This window comes from Vibrio sp. R15-SG3-ISO1B (assembly GCF_059833835.1).
The window spans coordinates 229,066-248,526 of record NZ_JCBDGG010000047.1 but is presented as its reverse complement, the minus strand read 5'-3'; the positions used below and the strand labels follow the sequence as shown (position 1 = coordinate 248,526).

At 48.2% G+C, this 19,461-nt stretch carries 18 protein-coding genes; 7 read left to right on the top strand and 11 right to left on the bottom strand.

The features are described 5' to 3' along the window. Positions 1-39: 39 nt before the first annotated feature. The 8 genes from AC6R0S_RS15410 to AC6R0S_RS15375 all read right to left on the bottom strand — a co-directional run bounded on the left by AC6R0S_RS15410 (position 40) and on the right by AC6R0S_RS15375 (position 8,484). Positions 40-1,713: a methyl-accepting chemotaxis protein gene (locus tag AC6R0S_RS15410; protein WP_500630437.1), complete on the bottom strand. Its 1,674-nt coding sequence runs from the start codon at positions 1,711-1,713 to the stop codon at positions 40-42. A gap of 136 nt (positions 1,714-1,849) precedes the next feature. After that, positions 1,850-2,632: a substrate-binding periplasmic protein gene (locus AC6R0S_RS15405; protein ID WP_500629749.1), complete on the bottom strand. Its 783-nt coding sequence runs from the start codon at positions 2,630-2,632 to the stop codon at positions 1,850-1,852. A gap of 322 nt (positions 2,633-2,954) precedes the next feature. Next, on the bottom strand, positions 2,955-3,416 hold the full coding sequence (locus tag AC6R0S_RS15400; RefSeq protein WP_500638288.1) for an RpiB/LacA/LacB family sugar-phosphate isomerase: 462 nt from the start codon (positions 3,414-3,416) through the stop codon (positions 2,955-2,957). Then, positions 3,413-4,135, bottom strand: a complete 723-nt coding sequence (locus AC6R0S_RS15395; protein ID WP_334552376.1) for a glutamine amidotransferase — start codon at positions 4,133-4,135, stop codon at positions 3,413-3,415. Before AC6R0S_RS15395 ends, AC6R0S_RS15400 begins: the two co-directional genes overlap by 4 nt. Before the next feature lie 75 nt (positions 4,136-4,210). Further along, positions 4,211-5,653: a PepSY-associated TM helix domain-containing protein gene (locus AC6R0S_RS15390; protein ID WP_500638287.1), complete on the bottom strand. Its 1,443-nt coding sequence runs from the start codon at positions 5,651-5,653 to the stop codon at positions 4,211-4,213. A gap of 106 nt (positions 5,654-5,759) precedes the next feature. Then, positions 5,760-6,524, bottom strand: coding sequence for a Fe(3+) dicitrate ABC transporter ATP-binding protein FecE (gene fecE, locus AC6R0S_RS15385; RefSeq protein WP_500638286.1), 765 nt, complete (start codon positions 6,522-6,524; stop codon positions 5,760-5,762). Continuing rightward, a complete protein-coding gene (locus AC6R0S_RS15380; RefSeq protein WP_500638285.1) occupies positions 6,524-7,492 on the bottom strand; it encodes an iron chelate uptake ABC transporter family permease subunit in 969 nt (322 codons plus the stop codon). Before AC6R0S_RS15380 ends, fecE begins: the two co-directional genes overlap by 1 nt. Beyond that, positions 7,489-8,484, bottom strand: coding sequence for a FecCD family ABC transporter permease (locus AC6R0S_RS15375; protein WP_500638284.1), 996 nt, complete (start codon positions 8,482-8,484; stop codon positions 7,489-7,491). The genes AC6R0S_RS15380 and AC6R0S_RS15375 overlap by 4 nt, the downstream gene beginning before the upstream one ends. Positions 8,485-8,722: 238 nt before the next feature. Here AC6R0S_RS15375 and AC6R0S_RS15370 point away from each other — a divergent pair, with 238 nt between their 5' ends. From AC6R0S_RS15370 to solA, 4 genes are all read left to right on the top strand, one after another. Next, positions 8,723-10,846 carry a TonB-dependent siderophore receptor gene (locus tag AC6R0S_RS15370; RefSeq protein ID WP_500638283.1) on the top strand — a complete coding sequence of 708 codons (2,124 nt, stop codon included), beginning with the start codon at positions 8,723-8,725 and terminating at the stop codon, positions 10,844-10,846. A 41-nt stretch (positions 10,847-10,887) separates the two neighbouring features. Then, on the top strand, positions 10,888-11,724 hold the full coding sequence (locus tag AC6R0S_RS15365; protein WP_500638282.1) for a Fe(3+) dicitrate ABC transporter substrate-binding protein: 837 nt from the start codon (positions 10,888-10,890) through the stop codon (positions 11,722-11,724). A 41-nt stretch (positions 11,725-11,765) separates the two neighbouring features. Further along, on the top strand, positions 11,766-11,942 hold the full coding sequence (locus AC6R0S_RS15360; RefSeq protein ID WP_500638281.1) for a hypothetical protein: 177 nt from the start codon (positions 11,766-11,768) through the stop codon (positions 11,940-11,942). Between the two features lie 134 nt (positions 11,943-12,076). Continuing rightward, the gene (gene solA, locus AC6R0S_RS15355) at positions 12,077-13,204 is read left to right on the top strand and encodes an N-methyl-L-tryptophan oxidase (RefSeq protein ID WP_500638280.1); all 1,128 of its coding nucleotides are present in this window, start codon (positions 12,077-12,079) and stop codon (positions 13,202-13,204) included. Positions 13,205-13,284: 80 nt separating this feature from the next. On the opposite strand, the gene AC6R0S_RS15350 is transcribed toward solA, so the two are convergent. Next, complete coding sequence (locus tag AC6R0S_RS15350) at positions 13,285-14,040, bottom strand: SDR family NAD(P)-dependent oxidoreductase (RefSeq protein ID WP_500638279.1); 756 nt, start codon at positions 14,038-14,040, stop codon at positions 13,285-13,287. 115 nt (positions 14,041-14,155) lie between these two features. Between AC6R0S_RS15350 and AC6R0S_RS15345 the strand changes: the two genes are divergently transcribed. Beyond that, positions 14,156-15,070, top strand: a complete 915-nt coding sequence (locus AC6R0S_RS15345) for a LysR family transcriptional regulator (RefSeq protein ID WP_500638278.1) — start codon at positions 14,156-14,158, stop codon at positions 15,068-15,070. Positions 15,071-15,121: 51 nt separating this feature from the next. Here AC6R0S_RS15345 and AC6R0S_RS15340 read toward each other — a convergent pair whose 3' ends face one another. Continuing rightward, the gene (locus AC6R0S_RS15340) at positions 15,122-16,195 is read right to left on the bottom strand and encodes an alcohol dehydrogenase family protein (protein ID WP_500630446.1); all 1,074 of its coding nucleotides are present in this window, start codon (positions 16,193-16,195) and stop codon (positions 15,122-15,124) included. A gap of 87 nt (positions 16,196-16,282) precedes the next feature. Here AC6R0S_RS15340 and AC6R0S_RS15335 point away from each other — a divergent pair, with 87 nt between their 5' ends. Together AC6R0S_RS15335 and AC6R0S_RS15330 are read left to right on the top strand one after the other, a co-directional pair. Next, positions 16,283-16,828, top strand: a complete 546-nt coding sequence (locus tag AC6R0S_RS15335) for a TetR/AcrR family transcriptional regulator (RefSeq protein ID WP_500638277.1) — start codon at positions 16,283-16,285, stop codon at positions 16,826-16,828. 10 nt (positions 16,829-16,838) lie between these two features. Beyond that, the gene (locus tag AC6R0S_RS15330; RefSeq protein WP_500638276.1) at positions 16,839-17,708 is read left to right on the top strand and encodes a DMT family transporter; all 870 of its coding nucleotides are present in this window, start codon (positions 16,839-16,841) and stop codon (positions 17,706-17,708) included. 97 nt (positions 17,709-17,805) lie between these two features. Here the strand turns inward: AC6R0S_RS15330 and AC6R0S_RS15325 are convergent, their stop codons facing one another. Beyond that, complete coding sequence (locus AC6R0S_RS15325; RefSeq protein WP_500638275.1) at positions 17,806-19,149, bottom strand: sigma-54 dependent transcriptional regulator; 1,344 nt, start codon at positions 19,147-19,149, stop codon at positions 17,806-17,808. Between the last annotated feature and the right edge of the window lie 312 nt (positions 19,150-19,461).

The following is a 19,461-nucleotide window of genomic DNA, read 5'->3' as shown; positions in this document are numbered from 1 at the left end:
CTCTGGACTCATTTTTAAGTCTACGGTTGTGTAACCAGACTAAACTTTGAAGTTGCCCACGAGATCGTGAACGTGCTCTCCGGAAACAGCCAATGAAGAACTTATTTGCTCAGCACGTTGTAAATCAGCACTTAGCTCTTCAACGATGTGCTGAATCGCGACGAGGTTTTGATTAATATCTTCCGCAACGGCGCTTTGCTCCTCAGCGGCGGCGGCGGTTTGTATCCCCATATCATGAATCGTGCGGACTGACGTTTCAATGCCACCCAAGCGTTGCTGGATTACAGAAGAATCTTGTACCGTTTTTTCTCCACGTTGCTGGCTGGCCGACATTGTTGAGACCGCTTTTTTAACGCCATTTTGTAGCGCTCTGAGCATCTCATTAATCTCTTCTGTACTTGATTGCGTTCGACTCGCCAATGAACGGACTTCGTCTGCCACGACAGCAAAACCACGACCTTGTTCGCCTGCTCGCGCCGCTTCGATAGCTGCGTTCAGTGCCAACAAGTTGGTTTGTTCTGCGATGCCGCCAATCACTTCTATCACACTGGTGATTTGATGGGTTTGATCGCTCAAAGACTCGATGGCATCAGAGGCAATATTCACCTCTGCAACTAATTCGTTGATGCTCCTCATCGCTTCAGCCACCTCTTGCTGGGCATCTTGAATTTGTTGATTTGCTTCGTTTATCGAGTCAGAGGTAAGGTTAGTGTTGTTCGCGACTTCACGAGAGGTCGCGGCCATTTCCGTTACTGCCGTGACGACTTTTTCCGTTTCTTGACTGTGATGTTGCATTGTTTGGCTCGACTTTGAGGTATGAGCATCTAAATCGTGGGCTGCTTGCATCACGGAAACAGAACTGTTTTGAATATCTTTAATTAGTGGCTGCATTTTATCCATAAAGGTGTTGAACGCTTGACCTAGCTGAGCAACCTCATCGTGTCCTTTCGTTTCCAAACGGCGGGTTAAATCACCACCCCCCTGTGCTACGTCATGAAGTCGTTGAGCCATATTGGTCAGTGGTAACAAGCTTTTGCTTACAACCAAACTGATAATAATAATAGTGATAATAAGACCTAACACTGAAACCATAACGGCAAAGCCGATATCCGACATTATGTTTGCTTCACGTTCGACACGATATTGAGCCACGAGCTGATCGACGTCGTCGATATAAATCCCTGTACCCAATACCCAGTCCCATTTGGGTAGGTGCTCCGCGTAACCTAATTTTGGTGCTTGTGCATCAATGGATGGCTTATGCCAAGAGAAGTAAAGAAAGCCGTCACCTTTTTGAGATGCGTCGATAAGTCCAGCAATGACGGGGACGCCATTATCATCTTTTAAATCATAGAGATTCTTGCCTTCTAACGATGGCTTGATGGCGTGCATCGTGTTAACGCCTTGGGAGTTGTAGGCGAAGAAGTAACCATCATCCGCAAAACGCATACTTTCAAGAATGTGTTTTGCTTGCGGAATATTTTCACCATTTTTATCACTCTCATAGAGAGATTGAATTGCCGTGCGCCCCATCAATAGATACGCTTTTAGCTCATCTTGACGAGACTCAATGAGTTCCTGACGATACAGTTTGGATTGCTCCTCAAGATCTCGGACGCCATTCCAATAGAAGATCCCAGTTACTAAAACGGTAATCAGTACGAGGGGAATAATAGTAATTGACAGCAATTTCCCGCGACTTTTTAAATGCATAACCATGCTCCACATTATTTTTTTGATGCTGGCTTGAGATGTAGGGGGGAACCAGCGTTATTGTTGTAATTCGTTTGTTAATGTAGCGATTATTTTTCTGATGGTATATGAGAGAGTAAGCAAAGCTTTGCAGGGCTCACAAACCGCTATCCGGATCGGGCAATTGCAACGTATTGAGTATCTCCTCATAGCGTCCGGAGCGATGCAGTTGCTCAAGCCCTTGATTGAACTTTTCAACTATGAGCCTGCTTTGGGGATGTCGTTTTGAAATCATCAGGTGGTAACGACGCTCTTCAGTCGGAAAACGAGATTTGGAAATTCGAGTCATTTCTTCACCATCGAGCAGGGCCTGCATGAAGTAGCGACCCACGTGCTCTTCTAAAGAGATCACTTCGATGCGTCTATACAGTAGCCGTCTGAATAAATCTTCGTAGGTGCCCACTCGCTCGATGGTTAGACGCTGCTCTGCCTCCATTTTCTCTAATAACGGATAGCTAACATGCATCGGTGCCCCAAGGATCGTACCTTCCAACGCTTCCATATTGGGATAGCTTTCTTGGTAACCGTCGAGAAAATAGAGGTAGTCATGGCTCTCAATGATTGGGTCACTGAAGACAAAGTCATCATCACGCTGAAGTGTCCAAATCCAAGGAAATGTGCCTATCCATATGTTGTTCATTACTTGAGTTTGTTTGTAGGCTCTCGGCCACGGGAAAAAGGCGAACGTCACCTCTATATCTACTTGCGCAAAGGCTTCTGTGACGATTTGACTGGCGATACCGTGATGTTGAAGAGACTCTGAGGTATAAGGCGGAAACTCACCAATGGCGAGGGCAACTTCTCGTATCGAGTCGTGCGCGTAGACAGAAGGAGTGAGCAGCAACCCACATAGCCAAACCCATTGCCAACCTCTCAACATGGTTTCCCTCCGTGACGTGTTGTCCTCTGCCCACAGAGCGGAATATAAGTGGGACTAGGTTCATATCAATAAGCGTAGAGCAATACTACGCTTTGCATATGATACGTCAATAATGAGGAGCGAAAAGTGGTAATGAGAGTTGACCGTAAAGCGGGAAAATAAAACGAGCTAGCCAAAAGAGGGCTAGCTCGTTGACCTGTGGATAGTACAACGCACAGTATCGTCAAATGGCTAGTTGTCTTTGGTTGTCTACCAAGACGATGCAACCATAGCATAAAAGATATAATAATACATGTGACATTTTTTCTCTGAATGTGACAAGTCAGGAGCGACGAAGTGTTTGATCGGCTTCAATATCCTGAATGAACCCTAAACGAAGCCGCCTTTTCACGCTGTCATCAAACTGGGTGTGGATCCAAGTCGTAACGAGTTCCGCTGCTTTGACTCTGTCGGTCGTTAATGCACCAAGAGCGAGTATGTTGGTATCGTTATGCTCACGGGACTGCTTGACCGTGTAACTATCACTGCCCAAGACTGCGCGAATACCATTGACTTTGTTCGCGCAAATAGACATGCCCACTCCCGTACCACAGATGAGAATGCCAAAACGAGCGTCACCTTGCTTTACATACTGGCATGCTTCAACGGCATAAAAAGCCGAATGGGTGGTTTCCTCAGTATCGCTGCCAAGATTAATGACTTCATGACCTAATTGAGAGAGATGCGCGACGAGATGACGTTTTAAATCGACCCCATTGTGATCGTTGGCGATGACCAGTTTCATGCTTGCTCCTGCGTTAATACGTTGTCGAGACAGTGCTTGGCGAAGCGCGGCAGTATACTCGTCGCTAGCGGTGTTTGACAGGTCTTGGTTTGCAGGTCACTGCAGAGTTTATCGCCCAGTTGTGTGTTTAAGTCTGCGATCATGTCGTTCATGATAGCGGCAGAAAACTCAGGATGAAATTGTACGCCCCAGGTGTTGTCGCCCACGCGAAAAGCATGGTGAGGATCCATTTTGCTGGCGGCAAGTCGGTGAGCACCAACAGGCAGTGTGAGCACCGATTGGTAGTGGATGGCTTGAGCAGGAAAGGTATCCGGTAGGGAAGAAAAGAGTGGATCGTGCTCTGGGTGTTTAGATATTTCCACCGTGCCTAGCTCCAATCCTTGGGGATTAACATCCACCTTGCCACCCAGAGCATGGGCGATCAGCTGATGGCCAAAACAGATACCGAGCATCGGTATGTGCTGCTGATGCAGCGCTCGAATATGCTGACTCAGTGATGTCATCCATGCCGTCTGCTCGGTCACCATCGACAACGATCCCATAATGATCATACCCGCTAATTCATCATAAGGTGGAAAGAGGCCGTGGATACCATCATGAAAGCGAATGGGCAGGGGTGTGGTTCCAATCGCCTCTTGAGCCCAAAGTTCAAAATCACCATATTTTTCGAGCTGATTTTGGGGCGCAGAACCGACGTTGACGATAAGCAGTGATTTCATAGTGGTGGACTCTCTTCCTTGGTCATGGATGTAATCTAGAGAATTTACTGGTTAGACGCAATGTCTTGCTGGTGACTACTGAAACCACTGGCGCAGCTTACCAACCCGTTGAATGATCAAAGCGTCTATGGCCAACACAACCAAGATGGTCATCCCGCCGAGCGGAAAGAGTAGCCCAATGATGAACAGTGTCACTAGCCCAACCTTCCAAACTCGATCACTTTGAAAGGTTGGTGGTACACCTAATCGAGCGCGTTGAGGGCGGCGTATCCACCACATCATCGTGCCTGAAACACAGAGAAACAGCGTAATAAGGCAAAACAAAACATTGAATACCTTGTTCCACAACCCGACATCGCCTTGATGAAGTGACACACTAGCTGCCATCCATTTGGCAAATATGGTGTAGTCTTGCCACGTTACATCGAGAACGGGCGTCCCGGAGTATTGATCGAGATGGAGTGTCCGGTCTTGGCGAGGGTCAAAATTGTCGCCATTCATCGAATTGGCAGCAATCGTGTAAACGCCTTTTTCACTAAGTGGCAGATAAACATGGTAGCGAGTAAAGCCGAGTTGATGTGCCTGCTCGACCACCTCGTCGAGCGTAATACTACCAAGATGAGAGTGTGTCGCCGCTGGCATCTGGGTGGTCATATTGGCGTGATCGTGGGTTGGACCCTCCTCAGATTGAGGAAGTGGGGTTTGTTCAAGATTCCACGGCATCTGTTTGTGGCCAGTTGGGTTTAAGTCTTGATGCGTAAACTGAGAATTCGGCTTTTCTCCCCATGTATAGTAGGCGGGAAAGGTGTTCCAAGCTTGCGTTAATTTGGCGCCCCAAATCCCAGTCCAGGCGAGACCTGAAATTAAGAAAAACAGCAACACAAGTGACAATACACCGCCTAAGTTGGCATGTAAGTCACGTAACCAGACTCGACGGCCTTGACCCAAGCGAAGCGTTAGAAAACCGGCTCGTCTTGCATGATCATTTGGCCACCACAAGGCCACGCCCGTCACAACCAATAAGATGCCTAAGCTAGCAGCAATCTCTAGCAGTCGATCGCCGACATCACCGATCAGCAGGTTTGCATGTATGCGGTTTACCCATTGGTACACGCTCCGGTTGCGGTCAATCGTACCTTGCAGTGTGCCTGAGTATGGATTCACTGCGGCTATTAATGAGCGACCATCTTGTATTTCAAGCGAATAACGATTGACGGTATCGTCGCTGCGAGCAGGCGAGAATTGGGTGATGGTTGCATCAGGAAAAGCGGCGTTGACGCTGGCCATCTGCTGGGTGAGAGAGGTGGTGTGATGTTCCGGTACAACGGCTAATATTGACTCGTACCTCGCGAATTCGATCTCCTCATCAAACAGCATAATGAGACCGGTGAGCGAGAGTATGATCAAAAATGGGATAACAAAAAGCCCGGCATAAAAATGCCAACGCCAAGTCATAAAGTAGCGTGATTTAATGTGATGAGATTGAGCGCTCTTCGCTTCTAACGAGCTTGACGACATAGCGATTTCCTTTTGGCTGCCTTATTCACAGCGACGACATTGGTGATGGTGGCGTGTACTTGTGTTATATCGGTCTATTGTTTTTATATTGATATTGTTGGCGTATTTAGCACGCGACACACATTGGCGTATGAGCGATAGGATCCGGTACGACGTGCGCGTTGAGTGAAAATACGTTTTTGAGTAACTCAGGGGTGAAGATATCATTCGGTGCACCTTGAGAGACGACCTCACCTCGGTGCATCACCACTAAATGGTCGCAGTAGCGGCATGCTTGATTTAGATCGTGCAGCACCACAACCACTGTTTTCCCTTGGTTGTTCATCTCTCTCATCAGCTTCATTAGCTCAATCTGATGGGATAAATCTAAGTAAGTCGTCGGTTCATCCAACATCACGACATCGGTGTCTTGGGCAAGGGTCATAGCGATCCAGACACGTTGTCGTTGTCCTCCTGATAAGCTTGAAAGAGGCACAGGCGCGAGGTCTGAAATGCCGGTCTGCTCCATTGCGCGCTGAACCAGCGCTTTGTCATGGACACTGAGTCTGCCCCAATGTGAAAGGTAGGGGGAGCGGCCATATTCAACCAGTCGTTGAACGCTTATCCCTTCGGGACTTTGGAGAGTTTGCGGCAGTAGTGAGAGCCGCTGTGCCAGAGACTTTTCCCCAAACGATGATAAAGTGGTTCCGTCTAGTAATACCTCACCGTGCATGGGTTTGTGTACGCGCGCCAGTGCTTTTAACAGCGTGGATTTTCCACAACCGTTTGGACCAATTAGGGCAGTGATGCGTCCTTTGGGGATCGAAAGGTTCAGATTGTTGATTATCGTGGTGTCGCCGTATCCGACGCTCAGGTTGTGTACTGTAATCATTACCAGCCCTTGTAACGTTGCAACAAATAAATGAAATAAGGCGCACCAATCAAAGAGGTTAAGACACCTGCGGGTAGCTCTATCGGTGGCTGCAGACCGCGGGCCAGTGTGTCAGAGGCAAGAACAAGTGAGCCGCCAATGAGCGCTGCGCCGGGAATCAAGGCTTTATGCTGATGACCAAACAGCATTTTCGCAAGGTGGGGTGCCAACAAGCCGACAAAACTTATGGTACCGCAGATGGATACGCTAAGACTTGCCAAAACGACAGCGCAGAGCAGTGCTCTCCACTGCAGTTTGGTGGGAGTGACACCGAGAGAGGTGGCACTGTCGTCGCCTAAACCGAGAATATCGAGTCGCCAAGCGAGCCAGAATGCATAGGGGACCAACACCACTAATGTGAACCAAATAGTGGGAACGTGTGTCCAGTTCCGACCCCACAAGCTGCCGGTAAGCCAAACCATAGCAGTATTTATTTCCATTGGATGTACCACCATCAAAAAGTCGATCAAGCTGGCAAGGAAAGCGCTGATCGACACGCCAATAAGGGCTAATTTTGTCGGTGTGGGTTGAGTGGTTGTGTTGATGATGTAGATGATTGCCGCAGCGCTTATGCCACCAAACAGTGCAGATAAAGATAACAAGTGATTAGGCGCCTGTGGAAAAAACACCATCAATGCGGTCGCTGCGAGCCCCGCTCCGGCACTGATGCCCATGAGGTCAGGAGAAGCTAATGGATTACGAATGATCCCTTGAACTAAGATACCCGACAACCCCAAGCCCGCGCCGACACCGATCGCTAAAATGACACGGGGCAATCGATATTGGTTAACGACAAAGTCGTACTCTCCCCCGTAGATCAGAGTGTTCGCCACTTGAACAGCGGATAAATGCGTTGCGCCGGCAATTAGGCTGACGGCGATCAAGCTAATCAAGATGGCAGAGAGAGTAAAAAATACAAGTCTGTTCATGAGTCTGAGTGACGAATAGCGAGGTAGATAAAGCAGGGTGTACCAATCAGTGCTGTGATAGCGCCAACGGGCGTTTCTGCGGGAAAAGCGATAGAGCGTGACAAAGCATCTGCCCATGTGACTAGCGCTGCGCCGAGCAGTGCGCAAGCGGGCACTAACACGACGTAGTTACTGCCGACTAAGCGTTTTGCTGTGTGTGGAATCAGCAAGCCAACAAATCCAATCGGCCCTGCGACGGCAACACTTGATGCGGTGAGCAATAGGATAGCGATACTCGTGATGGCTTGGGTCCTAGGGATGTGGATACCGAGGCTGATCGCTGACTCGTTACCTAGGGCAATAAGGTTTAAGTGACGACTCACCGTTATGGCCATCGTGAGCCCAACTAAGCTGATTGGCCATAGAGTATGCCATTCCTTCCAACCCAAAGAGGAGATGGAACCCGCAAGCCAAGTGATGATCGTATAAGCGTTATCGTCGACAAGTATCACAGAAGCACGCGTGAGACCTATCAGCAAGGCATTAAGCGCAATACCTGCAAGCACCAATTTTAGGGGATTGGAGCGAGAGCTAAACACGCCACCTAACAACATGGCGGTTGCACCGCTTAGCATACCGCCGATACCTGCTAGCAGAATACTGGGAAATTCAGACAGTATAGGTAGGTTGAGGGCACCAAGTGCCATGACGCAAGCCGCACCAGAGTTAATCCCTAGTACAGAAGGAGAGGCGAGTCGATTTCGCGTTATTCCTTGCATCAGCAGTCCAGCAACAGCGAGGTTTGCGCCGATCACCATGCCAGATAAGACGCGAGGGATGCGTATTGTTCGAATGATTTGTTGCTCAATACTCGGTGATGGGCTGGTGCTCATGGAATACCAAAGGTCAATCACGCTGAGAGGGAAACTAGACCACGCGATGACAGAGTAGCTCACTCCACTCAACAAGGTGAGCGAAAAACACAGCCAAACCAACTGCTTAGAAGTCAACATAGGGAGTGACTCCATTCTATTGACGATTGTACGAAGCGCGGAAGTGTAACCGTTATGATAATTACAATCAATTTCATCATTAGATAAATAAAAAATAGTTATAAAAGCTGTATTTTGAGTTGCAATGCTAATGATAATAATTACCATGCGCACATCTTGCCGGCTGACGAGCCAGTCGAGCACGATCACGACAACAAAAAGCGCATAAGCGCGTACATGTAAGGTTTTTATCTCATCTATGAAATTTGCTGCAAATATTATCACTCAATGCCTGGCCCTCTCGCTAGGCGTTACCTCGGTTGCGATGGCACAAGACCGCTCTAGCGACGAGACAGCTGAACTCGACACTATGGTCATCGTCGGTCAACAAAATTCGTATCTCGACCCTAGCGTCAACACCGCGACCAAAACCGATGTGGATCCGTTGGAAACGCCGCATACGGTTAACATCATCAACCAACAATTTCTTCAAGATATCCGCGCCAATACGCTAGATGATGCCTATGGCTATACCACAGGGTTAAGCCGCTCTGGGGTAGACGCAGATAGCTTTACACTCCGAGGTATGCCCGCAGATTTAAATACCATTCAAGTGAATGGCCTGCCTGGATTAGCGTCTCGTTTCGGCTCTCCTACAACGGCGAACGTTGAGCGTGTTGAAATCCTCAAAGGCCCCGCTTCGATACTTTATGGGCAAATACAGCCGGGTGGGCTGGTCAACATCATTACTAAGAAACCGCAAGAGGTTGCTTCCGTTACGTACGACGTATCTGCAAGTAGTTACCTCACAGAGGTCAGTGGCGTTGGCGAGAATAATGGATTTACCGGTACGCTCGATTCGACAGGGCCACTTAACAGCAGCAAAACATGGTTGTATCGAATGATTGTGAGTGGTGAGCAGGCCGACTCGTATCGTCAAGACGTCGATCAGACCAACTATTATCTGTTCCCCAGTTTAACCTATCAACCGTCAACGGCCACAGCGCTCACCTTTGGCTTAGAGCTTCAGTCTGAGCAGCGTGTGGCAGACAACGGACTGGCTGTCCTCAATAACGACATCAAACAGATTGCTTCGCTGGATACCCATTATCAATCAGCGGATGACACAGACGAAGATAAGGGACTTGTGGCGTTCGCCACTTTTAATACCGCATTGACTCGCGCCTTTGATCTTACCCTTGACTGGCGCAGTGTGTGGCATGAAGACTCACGTCATCTCTACGAGACACGTGATGTAAAAGACACGTCACAGTCGGTTACCGTGAGAGATAGAGATCAAGTCAATAAGCGTGAATATCATTTTATTGATGCGAGGAGCACAGGCAGTATTTGGCTTGGCGATATTGAGCATCAGCTGCTGATTGGTACCAATATCGGCTTAGAAAAGCGCGATTTTTTGCGTGAAACCTACGCGACGAGCAGTGTAGACTTTTTCGATCCCATCGATATCACAGAGCGTGATGAGAGTGCGTATAACGTGGATCATCGCATTACCGACTACACCAACTACGGTGCTTATCTTCAAGATACTGTCTACCTTACTCCCGACTGGACGCTGATGGCGGGCGTGCGCTACATGCGCCAAGACGTAGACTTCGATTACATCAGTAAGTCAACTCAAGATACTCAATCCACGGACGCATGGGTGTCGCAAGCTGGCGTTGTTTATAAGCTAGCAGCTCGATCATCGCTGTACGCGAGTTATGGAGAGAGCTTTAATCCCAATAGTGTAGAAAAGAAAAGCGCCAGTGATGAGGCGTTTGATCCTGAAGAGGGACGTCAATACGAAATTGGTCTAAAAACCGACTTGATGGGATTAGGCAGCCAATGGACGCTGGCCTATTTTGACATTGAAAAATCGAACGTGGTTGAGAAAAACGACAACGGCGATTATGAATTGCTTGGTGAAGTACGTAGTACAGGGATTGAAACGGAACTGCTAATGCAGCCCGTGGACAACTGGCAAGTCAAGCTTGGTTATGCCTATGTTGATTCAAGAATTGCAGCGAATGCTGATGAGACGATAGAAGGAAGTCGCACCCCGATGTCGGCCTACCACGACGCCTATGTTTGGACTAAATATAACTTCCCTTATCAGATTGCGGGCGGTGTCGTGGGAACCACACTCGGCGCGAATTATGAAGGTGCGCGATACACTAGCGAAGATCCGAGCTCGAGAGTGGCGTTGCCTGCTTGTGTCACCGTGGATCTCGGTGTTCAATATGAGATGACGGATTACCGAGTATCGCTCAATCTCGCCAACGTGTTTGATGAAACGTACTACGTTGGAGGCACGGATAGCCATCGTATTTACGCAGGTGATCCTCGCGAAGTGACACTGAGCTTAACGGGTCAATTCTGATGCGATTGGCCAATATAATGGGTGTGCTGCTTGTACTGTGTGTGAGCACAGTACAAGCAAATATCAGAGGCACCAATGAAGCGGCATACCCGCAGCGGATTGTTGCATTGGAGTATTCTTTTGTGGATGCACTGGCGGTGGTGGGAATATCCCCCGTTGGGATTGCCGATGATCATGATCCAGAGCGAATTATTCCTCAAGTGAGGGAACGTATTCAGCCTTGGACATCGGTTGGAATACGGTCTCAACCCAATCTAGAGGTGATTGCCCAATTGAAACCGGATTTGATCATCGCGGATGCACACCGTCATCGAGTCAGTTTGGATGATCTCAATGCCATCGCGCCGACCTTACTGTTAAAAAGTCGCGGTGAAAGTTACCAAGATAGTTTGAACTCGGCGTTGACCATCGGGCAAGCTGTTGGTAAATCATCGGAGATGCAAGCAAGGCTCGCTCAACATCGCGCGTTCATTGAGGCCCATCGAGGGCGTTTTCAAGGGCAAGGTAACGTACAGTTCGCTAACGTGAATGATCGAGGGATGTGGTTACATGGCCCTCAGTCCTACACCGGTAGCTTGTTGGCTGAGCTCGGGTTACAACCCGCAATGCCTGAACTGACCGAGAGCCATCTCGTCGAGGCAAATTTTGAGTTGTTGTTGAAAGTCAATCCAGATTGGTTGTTTTTCAGTAAACGCTCGACAACAACGCTACTTGATCAATGGCAAGACAATCCGCTCTTTAGGTTGCTGAATATTAGCGGCAATCAGCAGGCTATCGAGGTTTCTCCGCAGGTGTGGTCGCTTAATCGAGGCATCTTAGCAGCTGAAGCTATCGTCCGTGATCTTGAGAAAGCGATGGCAAAATCACCACAGGATTGAGCCTCGCTGTAGGTTGATTGAGTGTCAGCGATGATGACTCAGTGTCTGTCAACAACAGCCTTCACTATTGGCAAGCACTTCAGCATCACGGCATTGCAGTGGAGATGCACCTTTTTGAGCGCGGAGGGCATGGTTTTGGACTGCATGGAGCAAAAGAGCATCCGGTCTCTTGCTGGCTAACGTTGCTGCACAACTGGTTGTTGCAGCACGCCAAGTAAGTCTTCGCCGCTCATCATCAGCGTAGGCTAAGGTTCCTTGTCTTGATGTTTGACTCATTGGCTGAAACAATGGTTTGCATAACAAACAGCGCATGCGTCTACAAAGCCGCTTTGCGCGCGTCAAGGAGTGAATTGTGAAGTATGACGTTGCTATCGTCGGGGCCGGGTCTATGGGCATGGCCGCGGGTTATTTTCTGGCGAAAAAAGGACAGAAAGTCATTTTGTTGGATGCCGGGGATCCTCCCCACCACAATGCGAGTCATCATGGGGAAACCCGAATTATTCGTCACGCCTATGGTGAAGGAGAGGCTTATGTGCCTCTCGCGCTTAGAGCGCAAGCCTTGTGGCAGCAGTTGGAGCAAGAATCTAATCAGTCGTTATTTCTTAACACCGGCGTTCTGAATATGGGAGAGCGGGACTCTCCATTTATTCAAACCCTTATTGCCAGTGCCGTTAAGTACCAGTTACCTCTCGATATTCTTGATGCCTTGCAAGTAAGTGAACGCTTCCCCGGCATTACCTTACCAGACAACTATATCGGCTGTTTCGAATCCACATCGGGCGTATTGCGCTGTGAAGCGTGTATTCGCGCCTATCGGACCCTAGCCATTGGGCACGGTGCTGAGCTACTGACTTACCACGGCGTTGATAGTATAGACATCCATGAGTCAGGCGTAACACTCACTTCTGGAGAGACAGTGATCTCTGCTGACCGGTTGATTGTTTCAGCAGGCGCTTGGTCAGCAGAGATACTTCGTCAACTCAATTTGACCTTGCCGATGCAACCGACTAGAAAAACCTTCGCTTGGTTTGAAGCTGAAGAGACAAAGTATGGACAAGATCATTTTCCAGCGTTTTCTTTTGATTCACCAGAAGGCATCTATTACGGTTTCCCGAGTATTGACCAAGCGGGCCTCAAAGTTGGACGTCATGATGGTGGGCAAGCGCAAGATCCTAACTTGGACATAGAGCCTTATGACAGTGTGCATGATAGCCATGATTTGGAGCGTTTCTTAGCCGCAGTGATGCCAGATGTTGGCAATTTAATGTACGGAAAAACATGTATGTACAGTATGACAGAAGATGAGAATTTCATCATCGACAGGCACCCTCAGCATTCTCATGTACTGATTGCGGCGGGCTTTTCTGGTCACGGGTTCAAATTTGCGAGCGTGATAGGGGAGATGTTAAGTGAGCTTGCCTCCAATGGGCAGACGCAATACGACATTTCAATGTTTTCACTTGAACGATTCTCAGTGTAAAACTACAGAAAACGTTTTTCTGCTATTGCGTGGTGAATAGCGCTCTACGATTTTAATGACTATCGTTGAGCGCTATTAGGTTAAAGGAGCATGCCGCCTGAAGCTTCAATGCGTTGGCCGGTTATCCAACCAAAGTCATCGCTGAATAGTGCCGCTATCGCTTTGCCAATATCCTCGGGTTCACCCACTCGTTGAAACGCGGTGATGTTGGCAATCATCGAACGTGCTTCGCTACTGTCACGGTTGGAACCATCTCTGAAATCCGTCGCTATGGCGCCGGGGGCGAGTGTGTTAACTCTCACTCTCTTAGATGCGAACTCTTTGGCCATGTATCGGGTCATTACTTCCACTGCACCTTTTGCCATCGCATACGCCGCGTATCCCGGGAACGAGAAACGAGTTAACCCTGTTGAAATGTTAACAATGTGTCCGTCAGCTGAAATGAGCGGGAAAAGTGCTTGTGTCAAGAAGAATGGCCCTTTGACATGAATGGCGAACATATCATCGAACTCCTCCTCACTGGTTGACTCTATGGCGCTGTTTAATCCCGTTCCAGCATTGTTGACAAGGTAGTCGAACGAATCGCGATGAAATTCAGTAGCGAGTGTTTGGCGAATTTCATCGATCAGTAAAGCCGTACAAGCAATATTACGCACATCATGTTGCAGAGCGATTGCTTTTTGCCCTAGTGCAGAGACTTCATCGATTAGGCTCTTCGCTGCATCTGCCTGACTTTGGTAGGTGAATATAATGTCGATATTGCGTTGTGCTAGATGTAATGCGGCACTGCGACCTATGCCGCGACTCGCTCCGGTGATAATAGCAATCTTGTTCATGGTTATCCCTTTCTTCTGTTAACCGTAACAATATCAACGAGAATAGTTGCTTTAATTGTTGTGAAAAATATCGATAATTAGAACTAACTGTTCAAATAAAAGGAACAAACTGGGTGTGGATACAATAGAGTCAATGCGCCGTTTTACCTCAGTGGCAAGGTTAGGTAGCTTCACTAAAGCAGCAGAAGAGCTTAATGTGCCTAAGTCTGCTATTTCTAAATCCATCAGTCGTCTAGAGGAGCATTTGAAGACTCGCCTGTTTCTACGCAGTACAAGACGAATCAGCCTCACCGAGTCTGGAGAGAGATATCTTTCAGAATGTCTCCGTTTACTCACTGAATTAGATGCGTTAGAGAGTGAGTTTCAATCGCAAAGTGAAGGGCTAAATGGGGTGATCCGGGTCGATATGCCAAGTCGTTTTTTTACTTCGTTTGTTGCGCCACAGCTATCACAATGGTTCTCTATGCACCCAAACACGAAAATTGATGTTTTAGGCGCAGACAGGCGAATAAACCCGATAGAAGAGCAGGTAGATTGCGTTGTTCGAGGAGGGATTCTTAACGATAGCAGTCTAATTGCTCGCCGATTAGGCGAAATGGCCATGATAAATTGTGTTAGCCCCAGCTATGTCCAGCGCTATGGATTGCCAGAACATGTGTCAACCTTATCCGAACATTTTGTTGTGGGTTATTGCCCTGATGGACGGCGCATTTCGAGCGAGTTTGAATATATTGCTGGAGATGGTGAGCGACGTCTATTCGTAAACCATCGGGTATCAGTCGCCACCACGGAAGCTTATCTTACAGCGGGACTGAATGGTTTGGGCATCATTCAATTGCCTAGGTATGGCGTAGAACCCTACATAGAAAGTGGCGAACTGCTGGAAGTGCTCAAGCCTTGGACCTGTCAAGCTATGCCTATCTCAATCATGTATGAGTCTCGTCGTCAGCAACCTAAGAGGGTTCGAACCTTTATCGAATGGCTAGCGACGCTGTTTGAAGAATCGACAGGAACTCAAAATCAATCTTAGACCAATGAGTTCCTGTCATGTGATAACGCATAAATACCAAATATGACCCTGTTAAGGGATCAACACAAACTTACCAAAATGTCGTTTGCGTAAGAACTCCGTCTGTGCGTTGGCAATTTCTTTAAGCGGAAACGTCTTCGCGACTAAAGGTTGAATTTCATTTCGCTCAATGTAACCAATTAAGTTTGCGAAGACAGGTTCATCCCATGCTGTCGTGCCTATTAGTGTGATGTCCTTGAGGTAGAGCTTACGTAAATCTATGTTGACGATAGGTCCTGCGATTGCGCCTGAGGTAGCGATTCTGCCGCCACGTTTGAGCAGCGCTAAATGTTGACCAAATTTGTCGCCGGCGACGTTATCAATCACAACATCAACGCTGTTTTCACCAAGAATGCTTGGTAAGTCTGCGTTTCGGTCGTAGACCTGAGAAACCTTCAGTGCCCGGATGGCAGAATGATTAGCTTTTGAAGCGACCGCGATGACTTTAGCACCACGACGTACTGCTAATTGAACAGCGGCTGAACCTACGCCACCAGAGGCTCCTATTACAAGCACGGTATCAGAGCGCGAAACTTGTGCACGATGCAGCATATTCTCCGCAGTACCATAGGCGCAGGGAATGCTTGCCAGTTCGACGTCACTCCAACTGGATTGAACGGTAAAGACTTCAGTGGCGGGTACTTTGACGTACTGAGCGAAAGCACCATCAAAATCCGAGGCCATCCAGATGTTGTCTAGGCTGTCAAAACCGTGTTTTCGGATGCAGGGACGAACCAAAACGCGTTGGTTGAGCAGTGATTGATTCGTTACATCGAAGGCGTCGACTACAATCCCACATGCATCCGTCCCTTGGATTAATGGAAAAGGTGTGGCGTCGCTCCAACCTCCATCAGACAGTGAGCTAAACTGCTTCTGGTTCGCCATGTCGTCCGTTGAGCCAGTCACGTCTTGTGAATACCAACCCATACGTGTGTTGATTTCTGTGTTGTTTACGCCGGCGGCAAGCACTTTGACCAGTACCTCGCCGGGTTGAAGTGTCGGCATCGGTACATCTTTGTACTCCAATTTGTCCAAACCACCTTGAGCGGTAGTGACGATGGCTTTCATGGTTTTCTCTGGCTCCATAGGTCGCTCCCCTGTTTTTTCTTGCAATGCGATCGATACTTGATATTGTGTGTATAGTGATCACTATACTTTCATCTTGGAGTGTCAATGTCAAAAAGAGACGATGTGCTGAACGCTGCTGAGCAATTGTTTTATCACGAGGGCTTTCATCGAACTGGCGTTGCCAAGATTGCCCAATGCGCGAATACTACCCAGCGTACGTTATATAAGCATTTCCCGAGCAAAGAGGCGTTGATCCTCGCGATTATGAAGGAAAGGGAAGCGCGCTATTGGGCCTGCCTACAAGAAGTGGAGCTGCAAGCAGAGTATTCCTTTAAGGCCTTAGTCCCTTTTCTTGCGTTACGCCATTGGCACAAGCAGCAAGATCACGGTGGTTGTTTTTACCTACATGCTCTGGCTGAGTATCAAGGGAAACATGATGACATCGTAGATTATGTCCGCGATTATAAGCGCCGCCTTCGCGAGGATTTTGACACTAGACTCCAGCAAGATGGCGTATCACGACCTCACCTTTCGACCTTATTGATGCTGATTTATGAGGGGATCACCGCATCTTCTGCGTTGGAGTTGCCATCTCACACTTGGGATCAAACCATCGACCATGTCTTGCAACTCTTGAACGATGCTCGCTAATGGGGCCACCATGAAAATTGAGAAATATTCCGCCTACCTCTTACTTTTGACCACTATGCTTGCCGCTTTAGGATGGATTTTTTCCAAAGAGACAGTGCGCGGCCTTCCTGCATTTGCTTTTATCAGTAGTCGCTTTATCTTGGCGTCCCTGTTTTTGATGCCGTTTTGCTACAAAGCATGGAAGCAGACAGCGTTAGCGGCCTGCGGGAAATCCGCTGGCGTTGGGGTGTTATTGGGTTCGGCACTGTTGTGCTGGATTCACGCGATTGACATCAGTCATGCGCTGGGTCAAGGGGCTTTTATCATGAGTCTCTCCATGCTCTTGGTCCCGCTGACAGCTTGGGTACTGTTTCGCACACGTCCCGAGCGGTGGTTCTGGCTCGCACTTCCGTTTGCAGTGTTGGGTCTTGCGTTATTGGCGCACGATCCTAGTGAGTCTTGGCAGTTGTCACAGGGTCAAATGTGGTTTGGTTGTGCAGCCCTCATGTTGGCCCTTCACTTTAACGTTAACAGTCGAATTGCACGTGAAGTACCAACGTTGCTTCTGACGACCTTGCAGCTTTTTGTCACGGGAGTGATGGCCGGGATTGCCAGTGCTTGGTTCGAGGTTTGGCCAGATACCGTCGATGCGGATATTTGGGCGTGGTTCACAGCGAGCACGTTATTAGCGACCAGCCTTCGATACTTAATGCAGACAACGGCGCAAAAGTACATGGCGACGGCGAGTGCCGCCTTCATCATGATTTTGGAGCCTGTGTGGACTGTGGCGTTAAGTGTCAGCGTGTACGGAGAGAGGCTGACTTTCTCCAACCAAATTGGCTGTGGAATGATTCTGCTGGCGCTAATGGTGTATCGCGCGCCGATGCTTTGGAGAAAATGAGCAACACAAGCGACGTATTGGTGCCAAAGCACTTAACAATGTTTAAGCCGCTATAAGTCCCTTAAGAGAGAAAATATGGTTGGGGAAGCATGTTGTTTTACTCATCTTGATATTTTTCAAGCTTGTTGTAGAGCGTTTTGACACTGATACCGAGTTTGTTTGCCGACTCAGTTTTATTGCCCTCAGTTTCTTCAAGCGTATTCAAGATAGCGGCTTTCTCTAGCGTTTCCAGTGCAACGCCTGCGGGGACGAGGTTTTCGATGGGGGACCCTGTTTCTAGTGGAGGCGCATCAAACACTAGGTGCTCTTCACCAATGACGTCATCGGCCAGTATGAAAGCGCGCTCTATGGTATGTTTTAGCTCTCTCACATTACCAGGCCACTGGCTAGCGGCGATTTTATCAAGCGCACTGTCAAGAATGGTTTTTACTTGGTTTTCATTTGCATTGCGGTGAGCAATGAAATGCTTCGCTAGGCCGACAATATCATTCCCACGTTCTCTAAGTGGTGGGACGTAAATGGGGAAATGCGAAAGCCTAAAATAGAGATCTTCGCGAAAGAGTTGCTGCTCGATGGCTTCTTTAGGATCACGGTTTGTGGCGGCAATGACACGCACATTCGCGATGTGAACTTTGCTGTCTCCAACGGGACGATACTCTCCTGTTTCAAGGACGCGCAATAACTTAACCTGATGCTCAATCGGCATTTCAGTCACTTCATCAAGAAACAAGGTACCGCCCTGTGCTTGCTTAAATACACCATCATGCGGTTTATTTGCGCCAGTAAACGCCCCTTTTACATGCCCAAATAACTCACTGTCGACGAGCTCTGGGCTAATTGCTCCGCAGTTAATGGCAACGTACGGTTGCTGCTTCCTCTTGCTCGCAAGGTGAATTGTTTGAGCGACCAGCTCCTTACCAGAGCCGCTTTCGCCAACGATAAGGACATTCGCTTCGGTTCGAGCGACGCGACGCAGTGTCCTGTACAGGTCGTGCATTTGCGAAGAGGAGCCGAGCAACAGACCAAACTGGTCTAAGTCGCTGGTGGTAATGGCTTCGCCGTTGGTTTGACTTTGCTGATAGAACTGGCTGATCTCACTCAAAGTTTCATTTAAGACAGACACATTAACCGGCTTTCTATAATGGAAAACGGCGCCTAGATGAGGGAGGGCATCGATGTTGTCATGCGGATCGCCTGAGCTAATCAAAATGATCTCCATCGAGTCGAACAGATCTCGAGTACGAAGACGTTGGTAGTCGTCATGGTTGAGCTGCGTGACTTCAATCAATGCGACATCGGGCTGTTTATTTTCGAGTAGTGTAATCCAATCGTCTGTGTGAGAGCAGAGGGTGACATTAAAATTCGACAGCTCAGAGCTGGAATGAATCATGTCGCTTAATTGAGGATCAGACAACTGGATAAGCAGGTGGGGTAGCGACATAAACGTTGTCCTTTTTACTTTGATAGAGTCAATGTACGCGCATTATTGTATAGGTACAAGGAATGCGAATGTCATCATTCATTCAAATACACGAAAATAACCGAACCAGAAACAATATGAGTTGAGTTCAACGACTTGTGCAGTAAACGATCGCTGGTGAAAGTGAACACTAAAATATTACATGTGCGGTGTGTAAATAATTCAAAACCTTTCGACTTATGAAAGATGGTATTGCTAGGAAAATAATCTAAATCGTTAACATTCAGATGGTTACGTTTTTGGCGTGAGGTTTGCAACGTGACAGTGGCAAAA